The sequence below is a fragment of the Streptomyces sp. col6 genome (assembly GCF_008042035.1).
Classification (GTDB): domain Bacteria; phylum Actinomycetota; class Actinomycetes; order Streptomycetales; family Streptomycetaceae; genus Streptomyces.
On sequence record NZ_RDBL01000029.1, the window covers coordinates 376,846 to 396,775 of the forward strand.

15 protein-coding genes and 1 pseudogene are annotated in these 19,930 nt (G+C 71.8%); 8 read left to right on the forward strand and 8 right to left on the reverse strand.

Going from position 1 to position 19,930, the window contains the following annotated elements; translation table 11 throughout:
* Window positions 1–35: 35 nt before the first annotated feature.
* Window positions 36–710 (forward strand): annotated as a pseudogene (locus EAO73_RS30960) (GNAT family N-acetyltransferase); the annotation flags it as partial.
* Window positions 711–747: 37 nt separating this feature from the next.
* On the opposite strand, the gene argS reads toward EAO73_RS30960, so the two are convergent.
* The gene (argS, locus tag EAO73_RS30965; RefSeq protein WP_147974825.1) at window positions 748–2,475 is read right to left on the reverse strand and encodes an arginine--tRNA ligase; all 1,728 of its coding nucleotides are present in this window, start codon (window positions 2,473–2,475) and stop codon (window positions 748–750) included.
* 236 nt (window positions 2,476–2,711) lie between these two features.
* Between argS and EAO73_RS30970 the strand changes: the two genes are divergently transcribed.
* On the forward strand, window positions 2,712–3,746 hold the full coding sequence (locus EAO73_RS30970; RefSeq protein WP_147974826.1) for an AAA family ATPase: 1,035 nt from the start codon (window positions 2,712–2,714) through the stop codon (window positions 3,744–3,746).
* Complete coding sequence (locus EAO73_RS30975; RefSeq protein WP_147974827.1) at window positions 3,739–4,266, forward strand: flavoprotein; 528 nt, start codon at window positions 3,739–3,741, stop codon at window positions 4,264–4,266. Before EAO73_RS30970 ends, EAO73_RS30975 begins: the two co-directional genes overlap by 8 nt.
* Here EAO73_RS30975 and EAO73_RS30980 read toward each other — a convergent pair.
* The 3 genes from EAO73_RS30980 to EAO73_RS30990 form a co-directional block, all read right to left on the reverse strand.
* Window positions 4,244–4,843, reverse strand: coding sequence for an ATP-binding protein (locus EAO73_RS30980; protein ID WP_147974828.1), 600 nt, complete (start codon window positions 4,841–4,843; stop codon window positions 4,244–4,246). The genes EAO73_RS30975 and EAO73_RS30980 overlap by 23 nt on opposite strands.
* Window positions 4,840–6,675 carry an MFS transporter gene (locus tag EAO73_RS30985; RefSeq protein ID WP_147974829.1) on the reverse strand — a complete coding sequence of 612 codons (1,836 nt, stop codon included), beginning with the start codon at window positions 6,673–6,675 and terminating at the stop codon, window positions 4,840–4,842. Before EAO73_RS30985 ends, EAO73_RS30980 begins: the two co-directional genes overlap by 4 nt.
* A 199-nt stretch (window positions 6,676–6,874) precedes the next feature.
* Window positions 6,875–9,568 (reverse strand): D-alanyl-D-alanine carboxypeptidase, encoded by a 2,694-nt coding sequence (locus tag EAO73_RS30990; protein ID WP_224756525.1) that lies wholly within the window; start codon window positions 9,566–9,568, stop codon window positions 6,875–6,877.
* Between the two features lie 179 nt (window positions 9,569–9,747).
* On the opposite strand from EAO73_RS30990, the gene EAO73_RS30995 reads away from it, so the two are divergent.
* The 4 genes from EAO73_RS30995 to EAO73_RS31010 all read left to right on the forward strand — a co-directional run bounded on the left by EAO73_RS30995 (window position 9,748) and on the right by EAO73_RS31010 (window position 14,039).
* A complete protein-coding gene (locus tag EAO73_RS30995) occupies window positions 9,748–10,470 on the forward strand; it encodes a GOLPH3/VPS74 family protein (protein WP_147974830.1) in 723 nt (240 codons plus the stop codon).
* A 244-nt stretch (window positions 10,471–10,714) separates the two neighbouring features.
* The gene (locus EAO73_RS31000; RefSeq protein WP_147974831.1) at window positions 10,715–11,584 is read left to right on the forward strand and encodes a helix-turn-helix domain-containing protein; all 870 of its coding nucleotides are present in this window, start codon (window positions 10,715–10,717) and stop codon (window positions 11,582–11,584) included.
* Between the two features lie 230 nt (window positions 11,585–11,814).
* The gene (locus tag EAO73_RS31005; RefSeq protein ID WP_147974832.1) at window positions 11,815–12,018 is read left to right on the forward strand and encodes a DUF397 domain-containing protein; all 204 of its coding nucleotides are present in this window, start codon (window positions 11,815–11,817) and stop codon (window positions 12,016–12,018) included.
* A gap of 431 nt (window positions 12,019–12,449) precedes the next feature.
* Window positions 12,450–14,039: a sodium:solute symporter family protein gene (locus tag EAO73_RS31010; RefSeq protein WP_147974833.1), complete on the forward strand. Its 1,590-nt coding sequence runs from the start codon at window positions 12,450–12,452 to the stop codon at window positions 14,037–14,039.
* Here EAO73_RS31010 and EAO73_RS31015 read toward each other — a convergent pair.
* A complete protein-coding gene (locus EAO73_RS31015) occupies window positions 14,027–15,139 on the reverse strand; it encodes an ADP-ribosylglycohydrolase family protein (protein WP_147974834.1) in 1,113 nt (370 codons plus the stop codon). The two genes, EAO73_RS31010 and EAO73_RS31015, sit on opposite strands and share 13 nt — an antisense overlap.
* Before the next feature lie 169 nt (window positions 15,140–15,308).
* Here EAO73_RS31015 and EAO73_RS31020 point away from each other — a divergent pair, with 169 nt between their 5' ends.
* On the forward strand, window positions 15,309–16,229 hold the full coding sequence (locus EAO73_RS31020; protein ID WP_147974835.1) for an aminoglycoside phosphotransferase family protein: 921 nt from the start codon (window positions 15,309–15,311) through the stop codon (window positions 16,227–16,229).
* A gap of 10 nt (window positions 16,230–16,239) precedes the next feature.
* Here the strand turns inward: EAO73_RS31020 and EAO73_RS31025 are convergent, their stop codons facing one another.
* The 3 genes from EAO73_RS31025 to EAO73_RS31035 are packed head-to-tail and all read right to left on the reverse strand — an operon-like array spanning window position 16,240 to window position 19,893.
* A complete protein-coding gene (locus EAO73_RS31025) occupies window positions 16,240–16,590 on the reverse strand; it encodes a hypothetical protein (RefSeq protein ID WP_147974836.1) in 351 nt (116 codons plus the stop codon).
* A gap of 43 nt (window positions 16,591–16,633) precedes the next feature.
* A complete protein-coding gene (locus tag EAO73_RS31030; protein WP_147974837.1) occupies window positions 16,634–17,266 on the reverse strand; it encodes a 2'-5' RNA ligase family protein in 633 nt (210 codons plus the stop codon).
* Complete coding sequence (locus EAO73_RS31035) at window positions 17,263–19,893, reverse strand: bifunctional FO biosynthesis protein CofGH (RefSeq protein WP_147974838.1); 2,631 nt, start codon at window positions 19,891–19,893, stop codon at window positions 17,263–17,265. The genes EAO73_RS31030 and EAO73_RS31035 overlap by 4 nt, the downstream gene beginning before the upstream one ends.
* Between the last annotated feature and the right edge of the window lie 37 nt (window positions 19,894–19,930).

Below are 19,930 nucleotides of genomic sequence, written 5' to 3' on the forward strand. Positions count from 1 at the left end.
CTCCTCCGGCGTGAGCGGCGTGACGGCCATCCGATAGGGCGGCGTACTTTCGGACGCCGCCCTATCGGATGGCCGTCACGCCGCTCACGCCGGAGGAGGCCGGGGCGCTCGCCGCTCACCTGGAGAGCATCGGGGACGACGTTCCCGGGGTCAACGCGGACAGGGGGACCTCCGCCGCGTTCGCGGAGGCGTGGCGGGTGCGTACGGGGGTGGAGCCACGGCTGCACGAGCGGACGCGGCTCTACCGGCTCGGGGAGCTCCAGCGGCCGGAGCCGGCGCCGGAGGGGCGTGGCCGGGTCGCCGGGGAGGGGGACCGGGAGCTGCTCATGCGGTGGTACGCGGGGTTCGTGCGGGACATCGGCGGGGGCGGTTTCCACGACCCCGGTGCATGGGCCGACAGGCGGATCGCCGGCCGCAGCATCACCCTCTGGGAGACGCCCGACGGGGTGCCCGTCTCGATGGCTGGGCTGACGCCCCTGGTCGCCGGGCAGATCCGGGTGGCGCCCGTCTACACGCCGGACGGCCTGCGGGGGCGCGGTTACGCGGGTGCGGCGACCGTCGAGGCGAGTCTCGCCGCGCTCGCGCAGGGCGCGGAGGAGGTGCTGCTCTTCGCGGACCTCGCCAACCCCATCAGCAACGGCCTCTATCAGCGCATCGGCTACCGGCCGGTGACGGACTTCGTGGTGTACGACCTGACGGCCGGGGCGTGACCTCCCCGCCACCTCGGTGGCGGGGAGGCACAGCCGGTCACATCTGGTCGGGCGTCTCGATGCCGAGGAGGCCGAGGCCCAGTTCGAGCGTCCGGGCGGTGATGTCGCACAGGACCAGCCGGCTCTGCTTGACGTCGCCCTCGGAGCGCAGCACCGGGCACTTCTCGTAGAAGCTGGTGAAGGCGCTGGCCAGGCCGTAGAGGTAGTTGGCGAGCTTGTGGAACTCCAGCGTTTCGGCGACCTCGGAGATGAGGCTGTCGAACTGCAGGAGTTCCAGGGCCAGTGCCCGCTCGGCAGGCTCCGTGATGACCAGCTTGTCGACACCCGTCAGCGGCTGTTCGACGCCGGCCTTCCGGAAGATCGAGCAGATGCGGGCACGCGCGTACTGCAGGTAGGGCGCGGTGTTGCCCTCGAACGACAGCATGCGGTCGTAGTCGAAGACGTAGTCCTTGAGACGGTCCGTCGACAGGTCGGCGTACTTGACCGCCCCGATGCCGACCTGTCTCGCGACCTCGGCGCGGGTCTTCTCGTCCAGTTGCGGGTTCTTCTCGGCGATGACCGCGGAGGCCCGTACGACCGCCTCTTCGAGCAGGTCGACGAGCTTCACGGAGACGCCCGCACGGGTGCGGAGCATCTTGCCGTCGTCCCCGAGGATCGATCCGTGGCCGACGTGCTCGGCGCGGGCCGGCGGGGCGAGCCAGCCCGCGTCCTTGGCCACGTCGTAGATCATCCCGAGGTGCTGGCGCTGCGGCAGGCCGACGACGTACAGCAGCCGGGTCGCATCCAGGTTCCGCAGGCGGTGCCGGATGGTCGCCAGGTCGGTGGCGCCGTAGCCGAAGCCTCCGTCGCCCTTCTTGACGATGATGGGCAGCGGGTCGCCGTTGCGGTTGGTGTAGCCGTCGGGGAAGACGCACTGGGCGCCCTCGCTCTCGCGGAGCAGGCCGATCTCGTCGAGCTCGTCCACGACCGACTGGAGCTGGTCGTTGTAGTAGCTCTCGCCGAAGAAGTCGTCCTCGGTGAGCCGTACGCCGAGCATGCCGTAGACGGTCAGGAAGTACTTCTTGGACTCGTCGACGAGGGTCTGCCAGAGGCGCAGCGTGACCTCGTCGCCGCTCTGGAGCAGCACGACGCGCTTGCGGGCGCGGTCCTTGAAGGTCTCGTCCGCGTCGAACTTCACACGGGCGGCCCGGTAGAAGCCGTTCAGGTCGCCGACGGACAGCTCGTGGGCCGCCTCGCTCTCACCGATGTCGAGGAGGTGCTCCACGAGCATGCCGAAGGGCGTGCCCCACTCACCGATGTGGTTCATCCGCATGACGGTGTTGCCCTGCCACTCCAGCAGGCGCACGGCGGCGTCACCGATGATCGTCGAACGGAGGTGTCCGACGTGCATCTCCTTCGCCGCGTTCGGCGCGGAGTAGTCGACGACGATCTTCTCCGGGTCCTTCGCCTGCGGTACGGCGAGCCGCTCGTCGCCGGCGGTGTCGGCGAGGAGCCGGGCGAGGACCTCGTCCGAGAGGGTCAGGTTGATGAAGCCGGGGCCGGAGATCTCGACCGTCGAGCACAGGTCGTCGAGCTGGGCGGCCTCCACGACCCGGGCGGCGATCTCACGGGGGTTCCCGCCGATCTTGCGCACGAGGGCGAGGGCGGCGTCGGACTGGAAGTGCGCGTGCTGGGATCGTCGGATGACCGGGTCGACGGGGGCGCCGGCTACGGCTTCGAACGCGGGGGCCAGCCGCTGGTGCAGCAATTCTTCCAGATTCGCCATTCGAAGAATCTAACCGAGTCAAAAGAGGGGTGTCCAATCACATCACGGGCGCCCGGCCCGCCGTCGGCATCCGGTCCGTATCCCCACGTCACCGCAGGCGAGACCGCCGTCACAGCGGCCGGGAAAAGAGAGGCGAAACGCTCCCTCCGGGACCGGTCGCGGGGAGGATGATCCACAGGCCGCAAGCATGCGCATGCCACCCCCGGGTGGCCTGCGAGGAGAGGGAGGGAACAGGCATGGGGATACGTCACGGTGGATGGCGCCCTGAACGGCTGCGGGAGGTGCGGGAGGCTCGGGGGCTGACCGTCTCCGAGACCGGTGGCCTGTTACGGGAGGCGGTCCGGGCCCTCGGCCTGACGGGGCCGGAGGCGGCCGAGCGGGAGATCCGGCGGCACGAGACGGGTGAGGCGTACCCGGCCCCCGGCTTCCGGCGCGCCTACTGCCTGGCCCTCGGCCGTACGGAATCCGGGCTCGGGTTCCGTGACGCGTTGCCCGGGGAGGCCGCCGGGGCCGTTCCGCTGCCGGCCCTCACGGGGACGTGGCACGCCGATCTCCGGGCAGCCCTGGAAAGGAGTCCGGGCCCGCTCACCGGCACCGCCGCCCAGGACGTGTGCCGCCGCATCGCCTCCGCCTGGAGCGCGCGTCGCGCCGGGGCCGCCGACGAGGCCCGGCCCACCCTGCTGCTCGTGTGCGGGTACGCCGGGAGCGGCAAGTCGGAGTTCGCGCGCTTCGTGAGCCGGATGACCGGGTGGCCCGTGCTGGACAAGGACCCCCTCGCCCGGCCCCTGGTCGAGCGCCTGCTCGCGGCGGCGGGGTGCGAGCCCGACGACCGGCATTCCGTGTTCTACCGCGAGCAGGTCCGTCCGCAGGAGTACGCGTGCCTCATGGCGGCGGCCGACGCCTGTGCGGAGGCCGGGGCGAGCGCCGTGCTGTCCGCGCCCTTCGTCGCCGAGGTGACCGATCCGGGGTGGCTGGAGCGGCTGGCCGAGCAGTGCGCGGCGCACGGGACGGACGTGTCCGTCGCCTGGGTGCACAGCGACCCGGAGACCATGCACGAGCACATCACCTTCCGCGCCGCCGCCCGCGACCGGTGGAAGCTCGGCCACTGGGACGCGTACGCCGCCGGGCTCGACCCGGACCTGCGGCCCGCCGGGCCCCATCTGCTCGTCGACAACCGGGGCGGGTCCGCCGTCTCGTTCACCGATCAGGTGCTGCGGCTCTTCGGGGGCGCGGCAGCCGAATCCCCTCGCAAGGGAGCCACCCATGTCTGAGCGTCCGGTCGTCCACCTCGTCGGCTGCGGGTCACGGCCCACCGGTGATCTGCCCGCGTTCGCCGCCGAGTTGCGGGACGCCGGGTGGGTTCCCTATGTCGTCCCCACCCCTGTCGGGGGCCTGTTCCTGGACGTCGGGCGTGCCGAGGCCGCGTCGGGGCAGGGCGTGCACGGTGCGTTCGACCCGGACGACCCGGTGGGGCTGCCGCAGGCGGACGCGGTCGTCGTCGCGCCCGCCACGTACAACACGGTCGTGAAGCTCGCCGCGGGCATCGCGGACACGCTGGCCCTCTCGGTGACCGCCGACGCGATCGGGGGCGGGGCCCCGGTGGTCGTCGTGCCGTGGACGAACAGCAGGCTCGCCGGCCACCCGGTGTTCGCGCCCGCCGTGGAGACCCTGCGGGCGTGGGGCGTCCGGGTCGTGGCCGCGGATCAGGCCGGGCCGTTCCCGTGGGCGGCGGTGCGGGAGGCGCTGGAGGAGGCGCGGGGCGCCCTCGTCAGCGGGTCACCTCGACCGTGAGGTGCGGCGGCCACTGCGCGAGCCCGGCCTCCGTCGCCCCGGCGAGCCCGGCCGCGGGGCGGAAGTGGACCCGGGTGCCCGTGGTGCCGTCGTCCGGGACCGGGGTCAGGTCCGTCACCGGGACGCCGTGCTCGTAGCGCTGGGTCCAGGAGCCGCCGGCGCGGCGGTTGGTGTGGACGAGCCAGTCGCTGAGCGCGGCGACCACGGACATGCCCCGGCGCGGGTGGCCGTCGGGGAGGGCCGGGGCGTCGGGGGCGTCGAAGAAGCGCAGGTCCTTCGTGGCCATGACCGGCTTCTTCACCGGCCGGCCCGCCGCGTCGAGGCGGGTGTCGGTGCCCCGGCCGTCGTCCGTGACGGAGACCGAGCCGTCCGCGTGCAGCGTGACGCGGGCATGGCCGCCGCCGGTGCACTCCGCCTCGTCCGCCGCGTAGGCGAGGACTTCGAGGACCAGGTGGCGTACACCGCCGGGGGCGTACGTCTGCGGGGCCGAGCGGATCGCGTCCAGGTGGGCGTGGTCCGTCCCGGCCGCCCAGTCGTGCGTGGTGTTGCGCCAGGAAGCGCGTACGGCGTCCGTCATCGCAGCTCGTCCGGGCAGGGCGTGCCGGGCGGGAGCTGGTAGGGGGCGCCCACGCGGTAGGTGCCGGGGCGCGGGGCCAGGAGTTCCGTCCACTCGTCGCCGTCCTCGTCTGCGTCCACCTTGATCAGGCAGCCGTTCTCGTTGACGAAGGACCTCGGGGTGTCCTTGTCCTCGCGGTCCTTGGACGCCTCGGTCTCCTGGGGGCGCTCCAGGCCCTTGCCGTCCTCGTCGACGAGGGCGAGCCAGGGCGAGTACGGGATGCGGATCAGGACCCGGCCCGCCTTCTTCACGTCGATGGTCAGCTCGCCCTCGTCCGCGCGCCGCACCGTCGCGGGCGGGTCGGCGAGCGGGACGGGGCTGTCGACCTCGAAGAGCCGCCAGTCGGCGTTGGACCAGATCGCCTTCAGGTACGGCAGCCCCTGGCCGACCAGTTCCGCCTCCTGGCGCGCCCCGCTGGAGTCGGGGTCGCCCTGCGGCAGCACCACGTAGTGCACCGCCCAGCGGTCGAGCCACTGGCGGTAGTTGATGGCGTCCAGGGTGTCGTCGTAGAAGAGGGGGTTGCGCTTCATGTCGGCCTGGCGGTTCCAGCCGCGGGCCAGGTTGACGGAGCGCGGGAGCGCGGAGGCCTCGCGGTGGCTGCTCGGGGGGACGACCTCGACCCGGCCGCGCTCGGCGCCGACCTTCTGGAGCTGGTTGACCAGGGGCGCCAGCGAACGCGTCCAGGATGCGGTGGGGGCGGTCCTGACGATGTCGTCGACGCCCTTGAAGCCGATCCAGGCGTTCAGCGAGACGAACGCGATGACCACCGCGTACCACTTGCGGGAGCGGGGCGCGGTGTACGGCAGCGCGGCCAGCAGGACGACGCCGGCGAACAGCATCGCCATCCGCGAGACGTTTGAGCCGATCTGCGAGTCGACGACGTACGTCAGCAGCGTCCCGGTCCCGTACACGGCCGATGCCATGCGGACCGTCTTCCAGTCGCGCGGTACGAGGAAGAAGACGACCCACGAGAAGATGAACGGCCCCGAGAGCGTCGCGACCGACATCGGCTGCGTGCCGGAGAACGGGAACAGCCACGCGGACAGCGCGACCACCACGACCGGGGCGAGCCCCAGCGCGTACGCGCCCGGCCGCCGCTTGTTCAGGAACAGCGCGGCGGCGACCACCCCGAGGAAGAGGCCCGCGACCGGACTGCCGGCCGTCGCGAGACCCGCGAGGGGGGCGGCGACCGCGGCCTTGGCCCAGCGCTTGTAGCGCCAGCGGTACGGCCAGCAGAAGACCGCCGCCGCGGCGCCGACCGCGAACATCATGCCGAGCCCGAACGTCACCCGGCCCGACAGCGCGTTGCACAGGTAGGCGAAGACGCCCGCCATCGAGCAGGCCAGCGGATTGCGGACCGCCTTCACCCGGTACAGGATCAGCGAGGTCAGCCCGGCCGAGACGGTGCCGGCGATCATCATCGTCGTCCGCACACCGAGCAGCGACATGAGGTACGGCGAGACCACGCTGTACGAGACGGGGTGCATGCCCCCGTACCAGGCGAGGTTGTACGCCGTGCCCGGGTGGCGGCCGACGAACTCGGCCCAGGCGTCCTGTGCCGCGATGTCGCCGCCGCTGTTGGCGAAGAAGAGGAACCACAGGATGTGGACGACCGCGGCGACCGCGGTCGTCAGCAGGACCGGGTGGCGCAGGCACCGCTGCTTGAGCTCGTCGAGACGGGCCGCCCCCGGGGAGCGCGGGGCGGGTCCGCCGTCCGCCGGTTCCGTCTCCGCCTGCGCGGGGTCCGCGGCGACGGCGTCGTCGTCCGCCCGTGTCGGCTCGGCAGTGGTCACTGCGTCTCTCCCCGTCCCTCCCCGGACGCGTGGTTTCGGCCGGCTCTCCTGCTCGGGTCTCATGGGCCGAAAGACGCGTTCCGGGGTCCACGCGTTGCCCCCGGGACGCTAACACGCGGCGACTCCCGGCGTACGGGAAGGCCGTCCGGCCCCCGGTGGGGAGGTGCGGATTGCCCTTCCGGGCGCCCCGCGCCCCGGGTCAGCCGAGGCGGGTCAGCTTGTCGCTGACCGACGGCTTCGCCAGGTCGCTCCGGAGCGCGACCGCCACCTTCACCTGGCTGCGGCCCTCACCCACGGTCAGCGTGCCGACGTGCGTACCGGCCACCGCCTCGTGCGGGATCGTCTTCCCGTCGTCGGTCAGTTCCAGCTTGACCGTGAGACCGGACCAGCCGACCGCCTTGACGTCCTTCGTAGCGACGACGGGCGTGGTGTGACCCATGCCGTCGTCGACCTGGCCGACCACATCGCCCTTCCGGACGACCTTGGCGCCCTCCAGCAGGTCCTGGGTGGCCAGCATCACCTTCTTGCTGACCCGGTTGACCTCGTCGATGATCGAGAGCTTGTCGTACTGGCCGAGGATCGCGCCGACGATGAGCTGGTCCGTGCCGTCGATCATCTTGTGCGCGGCGAAGAGCAGGTTGCCGCCCGCCTTGGAGGTGGAACCGGTCTTGATGCCGAGGGCGCCGTCGTACGGGACGAGCGTGTTGTAGTTGCGCCACTTGTGACCCTTGGGGTCCTTCCACTCCGGCAGCTTGGTGATGTCCATCAGCGCCGGGAACTCGACGAGCTTCTCGCCGAGCTTCACCAGGTCCTCGGCCGTGCTGACCGTGGAGGCGGTGAGCCCGGAGGGGTCGGTGTACGTGGTGTTCTTCATGCCCAGCTCGTCGGCGGTGGCGTTCATCTTCGCGACGAACGCCTTCTCCGAGCCGGCCTCCCAGCGGGCGAGCAGCCGGGCGATGTTGTTGGCCGAGGGGATCATGATCGCGGCCAGGGCGTCGCGTTCGGTGAGGACGTCGCCCTCCTTCACCGTGCTCAGCGTGGACTCGCCCTCGGTGTAGAGCTTGCCGTCCGCCTCCGCCTTGGCGTCGATCTTGATGTCCGGGCCGTTCTCGCCGCGCTTGAGCGGGTGGCTCTTGAGCACGAGGTACGCGGTCATCGCCTTGGCCACGCTCGCGATCGGCACCGGCTTCTGCTCGCCGAACGAGTCGACCTTGCCGAGGCCGGTGGCCGCCATGTAGCCCTGGCCCTGGTCGGGCCACGGCAGCTTCGGGGCGTCGCCGTCGAAGCTGTACGTCGACTTCGCGGTCATCGTCAGCGAGGGGTCCGGCAGCGGGCGCACCATCTGCACGATCGCAAACACGATGAGCAGGAGGAGGACCAGCGGTGTCCAGATCTTGACCCTGCGCACGGCCGTGCGGACCGGGGTCTCCGGCGGCGGCGGGGTGTTCGTCAGCTCGGCGAGCAGGTCGAGCGGCGGCTTGGGCGGCATCGGCTGCTGCCGGGTCCGCTCGGCACCGCTGAGCGCCGCGGACTGCGCGGGGGCGGGCCGGGCGCCGGGCTCCGGCGCGGGGCTCTCGGGCTTGCGCGGCGCGGGCGCCGACCGTACGTCGTCGGAGCGCAGCGGTACGAACCGGCTGGTGCGCTCGGCCGGCGACTCGACCTCGGCGGTGACCGGCCGGCCCGAAGGGGACCGGGTGATCTTCAGCGCGGTGGTCGGCTGATCGACCTTGGGCAGCCGGGGCGCCTTGAAGACGGCGGTGGGCTGATCGACGGGCGCGTCCGCCTCGGCGGCGGGCTTCTTGCCCTCGGCGGCGGGCCCGTCGTTGTCGGCGGCCGGGGGGCTCGCCTGGGCGGCAGGCCCGTCGTTGTCGGCGGGTGCGTCCTCGCCTGCGGCGGGCTTCTCCCCGTCGGGGGCGGGCTCCTTCGCCTCGGCCGCAGCCGGCTTCTTCGCCTCGGCAGGCCCGTCGTCGCCGGCGGCGGACGTGTCCTCGCCGACGGCGGGTGCGTCCTCGCCGGCGGCGGGCTTCTCCCCGTCGGCGGCCGACGCCTTCGCCTCGGCGGCGGGCTTCTCCTCGGCACCGGCCTTTGCCTCGGCCGAGGACTCGGACTTCGCCGCGGCGTCCGGCTTCGGCTTCTCGGACGGCTCGGACTTCGCGTCCGCTTCCGGCCTCGCGGCGGGCTCGGTGGCCGGCTTCTCGTCCGGTTCGGAGGACTGCTCCTCCTCGCGGGACCGGGGTACGCGGGGCTGCTCCTCCGGGGATTCGCCCTGGTCATCGGCGCCGCCGTCAGCGTCGTCGGCCTTCGACACCCAGGCGGCCACCGCCGCCCGGAGGCGCGCGTCGCCCTCCTCCGGCTCGTCGCCGGTCTCGGGTTCGCCGGTCCGGGGCTCGTCGCCGGCCTCGGGCGCGGCAACCTCGGCCTCGGACTTCGCGGCCTCGGGCTCGTCGGCAGCGTTGGGCTCGGGCTCCTCGGCCCGGGGCTCCTCGCCGGCCTCCGACGCGGCGACCTCGGCCTCGGGCTCGCCGGCCTCGGCATCCGCATCCGCATCCGCATCCGGCTCCACGGCCTCGGGCGCACCGCCCGCCGTCGCGGCCTCCGGAGCGTCCTGGGCGGCCTCCGGGCCGTCCGGGGCCTCCTCCGGCGCCTCAGCGGGCTTCAGAGCGCTCTCGGCGCCGCCCCGCTCCGCAGCCGCGTCCGTGCGCGCACCGCGCTCCGAGCCGGGGGCCACCTCCCCGGCACCGCCGGACGTGGGCTCGTCCTTCTCGCCGGCACCCCCGGGCGCGGGTTCGCGGAAGACGTCGAGTCGCGGATCGCGCCCGTTCCGAGTCGTTCCCGACGACTGCTGCTGCTCCGACTTGTCGGGGGACTCGCCCGCCACCGATGCCTCCTCCATGCGGCGCGGGGAACCACCCGCGCTGTCCGAACCATCTACCAGTGTCCCGTGTGAACCCTTGGCCGGGCTGCTAGACGAGAACGACATACCTACTGGTTCCCGTACAAAGCCCCCAGGCACCCTCGACAGGAAGATGTGAGAGGGGTCACCCTGTCATTCATCCACGCGGGGAGGCATGGATGGGCAGGAGCCGCAGAACAATTCCGGAGGAGCTTCTGCTGCTCGCTCTGGACCCGACCACGGGTACCACAGCGCAGCCGCAGTCGCTCGACCTCGGCCTCGCCGGAGCCCAGCTAGTAGAGCTGGCCCTGGCAGGACGGATAGCCCCTGACGGGGATCGTATCGCCGTGGTGATGCCACGGCCGACAGGAGATCCGACCCTGGACTCCGCACTGGAACTGCTGCGCAGGCGCGGCAGTCCGGTACGGGCCGTCCACTGGATCGGCGGACCCCGGCTGGGGCTCCGCCAGATTTACCTCGCTCATCTGGAGCGGTGCGGCATGGTGCATGCCGTCGCGGGCCAGATGTGCGGAGTGCTGCCGACGACTCGCTACCAGGCGACGGACACGGCGATCAGCCGGGACATCAGGGCCCGGCTGGACAGTGCGATCCGCACCGGCGTACCGCCGGACCCGCGGACCGCGGCGCTCGCCGCACTGGCCCACGCGGTCGGACTCGGCAAGCACCTGTACCCCGGGAACGAGGGGCGTTCATCGCGCTCCCGGCTCCGGGACCTGATCAGGCACGACCCGATGGGCGGTCTCGTGGCGCACGCCGTGATGGACGTCCAGAACGGGGCGGTCGCACAGCCGCGTCGCGGTCAGGCGGCCGGCGTTCCGTTGCAACCGCAAGTGCAGTCGCCGTCACGCGGCGGCAGCATGGCGCACACCGCGGCCCACTAGGTCCGCACCGCGCACACCCCACGCATCACCCGCACCACGCGCACCATCGCGTCAACAACCGCACAACGCCGCACCGTCGTCCCCCAGACCCGGTTCGGGAGCCGCACCAGAGGCGCGGGGCAGTCGATACCACCGACTGCCCCGCGCCGCTGCGTGTAGCCGTTTCCCAGCGCGGCCGGGGCCAGGGGTGGCAATCTGCTCAGCAGTAGATACGCACAGCTACATAGCCGGAGGTGCCGTTTCCGTGCCGTCCAACGTCAATCCCACCGTCAGGCGCCGCAGGTTGGGTCAGGAATTGCGCCGACTGCGCGAAGTCAAGGGCATGACGGCCGAGGAGGTGGCGGAGCGGCTGCTGGTCTCGCAGTCGAAGATCAGCCGCCTGGAGAACGGCCGCCGCTCCATCAGCCAGCGCGACGTGCGCGATCTGTGCGGGGTGTACGAGGTCGAGGACCACCGGGTGGTCGACTCGCTGATGCAGATGGCCAAGGACTCGCGCCAGCAGGGCTGGTGGCACGCGTTCGGGGACATCCCGTACAGCGTGTACATCGGCCTGGAGACCGACGCGGCGTCGCTGCGGGCCTACGAGCCCCAGGTCATCCCCGGGCTGCTGCAGACCCGGGCCTACGCCGAGGCGGTCATCAGCGGGGCGCTTCCGGAGGTACCGCAGTCCGACATCGACAAGCAGGCGAGCGTTCGCGCGCGGCGCCAGCAGCGGATCTCCGACCCGGACCAGCCGCTGCGGCTCTGGGTGGTGATCGACGAGTCCGCGCTGCGCCGGCTGGTCGGAGGCAAGCAGGTGATGATCGAGCAGTTGGAGCACCTGGTGGAGCTGTCCCACCTACCGCATGTGACCGTGCAGGTCATGCCGTTCGACATGGGCGCACACCCGGGCGTCAGCGGACAGTACGCGATTCTGGAATTCCCGGACGCGGCGGATTCGAGCGTGGTCTACATCGAGGGCGTCACCAGTGATCTCTATCTGGAGAAAGCGAATGACGTCCAGAGGTACAGCGTCATGTACGAGCACCTGCGCGCCCAGTCGCTGAATGTGGAGCAGAGTCGCGCGTTCATCGCCGGAATCGCCAAGGAGCACACCCGACGCACCATGGAGTGATTCCGGATCCCCGTCCGGGAACAGGGGTGCCACGTAAGGGAATCCAGCGATGCGACGAGCAAGAGGGCGGAGGTTACACCGCCGCTCTCTTGTCACTGAAGACTCGGGCCGCATTTCCATCCGTTCGAGTGAACGCCTACTTCGGGCCGCGAGCTGGCCGAGTACCTTCGATCAAGCCAGCCGGAGCATCACTGGCACACCCCACACAGATCTCTGGAACCGGAGTAGACATGGCTATTCGTCAAGGTGCCACCACCAACTGGACGAAGTCCTCGCATTCGGGCACCGGTGCCTGCGTAGAAGTACGGTCCCCGCTCACGCAGGCGATCGACGTGCGCGACTCCAAGGCGCACGAGGGGCCGTCGGTCACCTTCGCCTCCGGGACGTGGACCGCGTTCGTGCGTGAGGTCGCCAGGGGCGTCGCAGACGCCTGACCGATGGCCCGCTTACCGACCGACGCACCGCCCGCACCACCACAGCCCTCTCGACCGGCCCGCCGTCCTGGCCGAGAGGGCTTTCGCCTTTTCCGGGCCGGATTCTCTGGCAGTTCCCCTCCTTCTCGACCGCACGGGACCCGCATCCCGTGCGGTCTTCTTCGTGCTTCCCTGCACTCTCAGCCTGGCGAAGCGCCCGCTCATCGTGTGGCCGTCGTCACGTTCACGACAACGCTTCCACGGGTCAAGAACGAGTAAAATCGTTCGGCTTGCTGATCTGCGTTCACATCTCTGACCGGATGGGTCCTTGACCGGGGCCCCGGACAGACGGTTCAATCCCCGAAGTCCCCGCTCCCGCACGGGGCGCCGCTGAGCGGCCGTACTGGCGAAGTGCGTACCCCGTTCATAAGGCGGATCCCCGGAGGGGACACATGAACAGTCTCGACTGGGTCGTGCTCATCGGCTACTTCGGCGTGATGATCGCGATCGGGCTCTGGTCCCACAAGCGTGTGGACAACGTCAGCGACTTCTTCACGGCAGGCGGCCGGATGCCGTGGTGGCTGTCCGGCATCTCGCACCACATGTCGGGGTACAGCGCCGTGATGTTCACGGGCTACGCCGGCATCGCGTACCAGTACGGCGTCACGTCCTTCGTGACGTGGTCGCTGCCGATCGCGATCGGCATCGGCATCGGGGCGAAGCTGTTCGCGCCCCGGCTCAACCGGCTGCGCTCGCGGCTGCATGTGGCCTCCCCGCTGGAATACCTGAAGAACCGCTACAACGTGCCCACCCAGCAGGCGCTGGCCTGGTCCGGGCTGCTGCTGAAGATCGTGGACGTCGGGGCCAAGTGGGCGGCCATCGCCACCCTGTTGTCCGTCTTCACCGGGATCTCCCTCACCCAGGGCATCTTCATCACCGGGATCATCACGGCCGTCTACTGCACGGTCGGCGGCCTGTGGGCGGACGCGCTCACCGAACTGGGCCAGTTCGTCATCCAGTTGCTCGCCGGACTCGCGATGCTCATCACCGTCATGCGCGAGCTGGACGGCTTCAGCACCCTGTGGACGGTCTGGGACAAGCTGCCCGAGGGCCACGCGCAGCCGACGGCCGGTCCGTACACCGTGACGTTCCTGCTGGCGTTCCTGTTCATCAAGACCTTCGAGTACAACGGCGGTATGTGGAACCAGGCCCAGCGGTACATGGCCACGGACTCCGCCGCCTCCGCGACCCGTTCGGCACGGCTCTCCGCCCTCCTGTGGCTGGTGTGGCCGACGGTCCTGTTCTTCCCGATGTGGTGCGCCCCGCTGCTCGTCGACGCGCAGAAGCCGGACGCCTCCGACAGCTACGCGCTGATGACCGAACAGCTGCTGCCGCACGGGCTGCTGGGCCTGGTCGTCGTCGGGTTCTTCTCGCACACGATGGCCATGTGCTCCTCCGACGCCAACGCCATCGCGGCCGTCTTCACCCGGGACATCGCGCCGGTGTTCTCCAAGGCCGCCCGCGAGTGGAGCAGCCGAGCCGGTCTGCTGGCCGCGCGCCTGTCCACGCTGGGCTTCCTCGGACTGTCCATGGCGCTGGCGACGCAGATCAACTCGCCGACGTTCAAGGACATCATCTCCGTCGTCATCAAGTGGGTCGCCGGGCTCATGGGCCCGATCGCGATCCCGTTCATGCTGGGGCTGCTGCGTACCTTCCGCAGGTCGGGGCCGACGGCGGCGCTCACCAGCTGGGCGGCGGGTCTGCTGGCGTTCTACTTCACCAACTACGACCTCGACGGCTCCGTGAAGGAGGGCGTGGCGCTCCAGTACCAGGTGGCGCTGCCGCTGGCGGTCTCGCTGGTGCTCTACATCGTGATCGGCCTCGTACGCCCGGAGGACACCCCGGAACGGGACGCGCTCATCGAGCAGATCAACGCCGACGGCGACGGCCCCGGGGCGGCCGGGGCGGCCGTCGTCCCGGCGCAGGGCGGCCCGGAGGACGTCACGGCCGCCACCGACGGCACGAAGGGTCAGCGCGGGTAGCGGGCCAGCCAGCCCGGGGCCGCGGTGGCCGGGCTGTGCAGGGCGGGCCCCTGAGTCATCTCCATGGCGAAGTCGTCGGCGAGTTCGAGGAGGGTGGCCCGCCCCTCCAGCTCGGCGAGCCAGGCCGGCGGCAGCGCGGTCTCGCCGTGCATCGCGCCCAGCAGCGCCCCGCACAGCGCCCCGGTCGCCGACGAAGGCCCGCCGTGGTTCACGGCCAGCCGCAGCCCGTGCCGCACGTCCTCCCCGACCAGCGCGCAGTACACCGCCACCGCCAGCACCTCGTCGGCGGAGTCGGTGGCGCCCAGGGACTCGATGAGCGCGGGCCCCGGGATGCCCTGGCGCACGGTGCCGAGGGCCCGGCGCAGCGCCTCGCTGACGGGTTCGTGGCCGGGGCGTTCCGCGAGGAGCCCGAGCGCGTGCTGCACGGAGCCGTCCAGGGTCTCGCCGCGCGCCAGTCCGTGCACGAGGACGGCGAAGGCACCGGCGGAGAGCAGGGCGGTGGGGTGGCCGTGGGTGTGCGCGGCGCACTCGACGGCGAGCTGAAGCACCAGCTGCGGTTCCCAGCCGACGAGCAGTCCGAAGGGTGCGGAGCGGGTGAGGGCGGCGGCGTCGTGCGCGGCGGGGTGCTTGGGGCGGTCCAGGGTGCCCATGATGTCGTCGCCGAGGCCGTTGAGGCATTCCCGGGTGGGGGCGCGGCGGGCGTAGAGCCATTCCTGCCCGGCGAGCCAGCCGTTGTCCTTGCGGCGCTCGTCGGGCCCCCAGTCGCGCTGGGTCGCGGCCCAGCGCAGATGGGCGCGGTGGACGTCAGTGGGCGGGTGCCAGGCGCCGGTGTCGCGGCGGACCTGGGCGCGGATCAGACCGTCGACGGTGAACAGGGTGAGCTGGGTGGCGGCGGTGACGGTGCCGCGCGCGCCGTGGGCGGGGACGAAGCCGGTGACGGCGTCTGGCCCGTGGGCGGCGCGGATCTCCTCCAGGGTGAGGGTGTCGACACCGGCGCCGAGGGCGTCACCCATGGCGCCGCCGAGGAGGGTGCCGCGTACCCGGCTGCGGAAGTCCTGCTGCTCGGCACGGCCCCAGACGGCCAAGATCCCTGTGCTCACCGCGCCACTCCCGTATGCCGTGGTTTCGTTCCCCTGTGCGACTGTGCGGTAACTGCGCAGCACTGTAATCGAACGGGTGCGGCCTCCAGGAGGGCGGAACGTTTTGTACGGCTCCGAGGCGCACCGAATTCCGTTGCGGCACGCGCCCCCCGGGGACGATGATCGCCCGATGCCCTCATCCCACCCCCACGCACATCCGGACGGCCGCGCGGGCATCGACGCCGCGCTCGTGGAGCGGCTGATCGACGCCCAGTTCCCGCGGTGGAGCGGCCTGCCCGTGGTCCCCGTCGAGATCGACGGCTGGGACAACCGGACGTACCGCCTCGGCGACGCCATGACGGTCCGGCTGCCCACCGCCGCCGGCTACGTGCCCGCCGTGGAGAAGGAGCACCACTGGCTGCCGCGCCTGGCTCCCTCTCTGCCCGTCCCCGTCCCGCCGGTGCTGGCCCTGGGCGCGCCGGGCGAGGGCTATCCCTTTCCCTGGTCGGTGCGGCGCTGGCTCCCCGGTGAGACGGCGGCGCGCGGGCGCATCGACGACCTGCCGGGCTTCGCGGTCGCGGTGGCCGGCTTCGTACGGGCCCTCCAGCGCTGCGATCCGGCGGGCGGCCCGGAGGCGGGTGCGCACAGCTGGTACCGGGGTGCCTCGCCCGCGTACTACGACGGGGAGACCCGGCGCTGTCTGGCCGCCCTGGAGGAGCGCGTCGACACGGGCGGGGCGCTGGCGGTCTGGGAGGCCGCCCTCGCCGCCGAGTGGCGCGGGGCGCCGGTGTGGTTCCACGGCGACATCGCCTCCGGCAACCTGCTGGTCCGGGACGGCGAGCTGGCGGCCGTCATCGACTTCGGGACCTCGGGGGTGGGCGACCCGGCCTGCGATCTGGTGATCGCCTGGGGGATGTTCGACGGGGAGAGCCGGCAGGCGTTCCGGGACGCGGTCCGCCAGGACGCCGGGACATGGGCGCGGGCGCGGGGCTGGGCGCTGTGGAAGGCGCTGCTGAATCTGACGGGGGACGCGGGCGGGGACCCGGCGCGCGCGGCGAACGAACTGCGCGTGGTCGACGCGGTGCTGGCCGACCACGACGCGTTCGGCTGACGCTAGGGCTCTAGAGCTCCTTGACCAGCATCACCGCCAGGTCGAGCGGCATGCCCGGGTGCCGGCGTCTGAGCTCGCGCACGGCCTTCATCGGGCCCTTCTCGTCGCGCATCCAGCGGAGTCCCCGGCTGTCGACGGACTGCCGCAGCGCGTCGACCGACCCGAACGTCCGGATGTACCGCTCCCGCTTCTCGCGCAGGCCGCGCACGTTCCCGTACACCTCGCCTGCCAGCGGGAACACGAAGGCCAGCACGAAGCAGAGTGCCAGCAGCCATGGGGCGACGGCCGAGCGGAGGAGCAGTACGGACACCGCGAGGCATGCGATTCCGGCGCCCCAGAGAACGATCCGCCATGCGTACACGCGATCCCCTGCCTTTTGGTCCGAATGGTCTGCGGGACCGCGTTCACCCGGCGGCGGCCAGCGGCAGCTCGTGCAGTTTCTCGGCGTGGGCGCCGTGCTCGCCCATCACATAGAAGCTGAGCCGGTCGAACGTCCACGCGGCGGGTATGCCGGGGTGCGTGGACGCGGAGCGTACGAGGGCGAGCGCCGTGTCCTCGTCCGTGCGGCCGAGGGTGAGGTGCGGGGTGTAGGCCTCGCCGGTGTAGCGGTATCCGTACCGGGCGTAGCTCGCGCGCTCGGCGTCCGTGAACCGCGACATGTCCTGCGCGATGTCGAACGCCGCCCGGTCGAGATGGGGTTCGAGCAGGTTGGTCACGGTCTCCTGGAGCTTGTGCAGGAGCGCGGTCCGCTCGACCGACATGAATATCCAGCCGGTGGGCTGGTGGACGATTCCGGCGGAGGTCAGGGTCATCGCGGCGGGCAGGCTCATCGAGGCCGCTATGCGCCCCAGTGCCGGACCGGGTTCCAGGGCATCGTCCAACCAGCCCTGGAACAGGGTCAGATGAGGCAGGTTCCCGTCCTCGGTGAGGACGGGCCGCAGCGGGTCGCCCGCCCCGGGCAGGTCCCGCTGGAGCCGGATCGCGGTGCGGGTGTGGTCGGGGGACGGGAGCAGCGCGACGCCGAGCCGTCTGGTCATCGAGGGGTCCTCTCCGGTCGGCCCGGCGGGGCGGGCGGGGTCGGTCGGTCCGGCAGCAGCGGAAGCAGCTCCGGCAGGTGCCCGTCCGACGCGCCGGCCGCCGCGATCCGCTCCTCGGGGACCTCCCCGTACAGGGTGGTGCGCGGTTTCGCGGGCCGGCCGGCGAGTTCCGCGATCGCGGTCAGGTCGCGCACCGAACGGTACGAACCGTAACTCGACCCGGCCATACGGGAAATGGTCTCCTCCATCAGGGTGCCGCCCAGGTCGTTGGCGCCCGAGCGCAGCATCTCGGCGGCGCCCTCCGTACCGAGCTTGACCCAGCTGGTCTGGATGTTGGTGATGTGGGGGTGCAGGAGGAGGCGGGCCATCGCGGTGACGGCGCGGTTGTCTCGGTCGGTGGGGCCGGGGCGGGCGATGCCGGCGAGGTAGACGGGCGCGTTGGTGTGGATGAAGGGCAGCGTCACGAACTCCGTGAAGCCGCCGGTCTCCTGCTGGAGCGCGGCCAGGGTGCGCAGGTGGCCCAGCCAGTGGCGGGGCTGGTCGACGTGCCCGTACATCATGGTCGAGGAGGAGCGCAGGCCCACCTCGTGGGCGGTCCTGATGACCTCCAGCCAGGTCGCCGTGGGCAGTTTGCCCTTGGTGAGGACCCAGCGGACCTCGTCGTCCAGGATCTCGGCGGCCGTGCCGGGGATCGAGCCGAGACCGGCCTCCTTCGCGGCGGTCAGCCAGTCGCGGATGGACAGGCCGGTGCGGGTGGCCCCGTTGACGACCTCCATCGGCGAGAACGCGTGGACGTGGATGCCGGGCACCCGCTCCTTCACCGCGCGGGCGATGTCGAAGTAGGCGGTGCCGGGCAGGTCCGGGTGGATGCCGCCCTGCATGCAGACCTCGACCGCGCCGACGTCCCAGGCCTGCGCGGCCCGGTCTGCGACCTGGTCCAGGGAGAGGGTGTAGGCGTCGGCGTCGGTGCGGCGCTGGGCGAAGGCGCAGAAGCGGCAGCCGGTGTAGCAGACGTTGGTGAAGTTGATGTTGCGCGTGACGATGTACGTGACGTCGTCGCCGACCACGTCCCGGCGCAGGGTGTCCGCGATCCGGCACAGCTCGTCGAGGGCCGGGCCGTCCGCGTGCAGCAGGGCGAGCGCCTGGTCGTCGGTGAGCTTCGTCGGGTCGTCCGCCGCCTGGCTCAGCGCCGCGCGCACGTCCCCGTCGATCCGGGAGGGCACCATGCCGGGGGCCGCCGCCTCGCGCAGCGCCTCCCAGTCCCCGTACACCACGTCGAAGTCGTCGCGGCGGTCGCCTGTGCGGCCCTCGGTGTCGATGGTGCGGTGCAGGTCGGTGCGGCCGGAGGCGTTGAACCCCTCGTCGGGCTCCTGCCAGGGCAGCCCCTCGGGGATCGCGCTCTCGCGGGCGAGGCCCGTCTGCGGGTCGGCGAGCGCCCGGACGTGCGGGAGCAGGCGCGGGTCGAGCCAGGGTTCGCCGCGCTGGATGAACTCCGGGTAGATGGTGAGGCGTTCGCGCAGCTCGAAGCCGGACTCGGCGGTGCGGGCGGCGAGTTCGTCGATGTGCGGCCAGGGGCGCTCGGGGTTCACATGGTCGGGGGTGAGCGGCGAGACCCCGCCCCAGTCGTCGATGCCTGCGCCGATGAGCAGGGCGTACTCCGCGTCGACGAGGTTCGGCGGGGCCTGGATGCGGGCGGACGGGCCGAGGATGTGCCGGGCGACGGCGATGGCGGCGGCCAGCTCCTCCAGCTCCGCGTCCGGCATGCCGCGCATCGCGGTGTCGGGCTTGGCGCGGAAGTTCTGGACGATGACTTCCTGGACGCCGTGGTAGGCGCGGGCGGTGCGGCGCAGCTCGAAGAGCGAGTCGGCGCGCTCCTCGTACGACTCGCCGATGCCGATGAGGATGCCGGTGGTGAAGGGCACGTTGGACCGGCCGGCGTCCTCCAGGACGCGCAGCCGGACGGCGGGTTCCTTGTCCGGGGAGCCGTGGTGGGGGCCGCCGGGCTCGGACCAGAGCCGGGTCGCGGTGGTCTCCAGCATCATGCCCATGGAGGGCGCGACCGGCTTGAGGCGCTGGAGGTCGGTCCAGCTCATCACCCCGGGGTTGAGGTGCGGCAGCAGCCCGGTTTCCTCCAGGACGCGGATCGCCATCGCGCGTACGTACGCGAGGGTGTCGTCGTACCCCTCGGCCTCCAGCCACTCCCGGGCCTCGGGCCAGCGGTCCTCCGGCCGGTCCCCCAGCGTGAACAGGGCCTCCTTGCAGCCCATCGCGGCGCCCTCGCGGGCGATGGCCAGCACCTCGTCCGGCGACAGGAACATGCCGTGCCCGGCCCGGCGGAGCTTGCCGGGGACGGTGACGAAGGTGCAGTAGTGGCACTTGTCACGGCAGAGCCGGGTCAGCGGGATGAAGACCTTCCGGGAGTACGTGATGACCCCCGGCCGCCCCGCCGCCTCCAGGCCCGCGTCCCGCACCCGGGCGGCGGACGCGGCGAGATCCGTCAGGTCGTCGCCGCGTGCCCGGAGCAGCACGGCGGCCTCCGCCCGGTCGAGGGCGACACCGTCACGGGCACGCCTGAGCGCACGCCGCATGGAGTTGGTGGTGGGGAGTCCGGCTTGAGGATCGGTCATGTTCCGAGCATACGAGCGGGTGGCCGGCGCCCCGGAT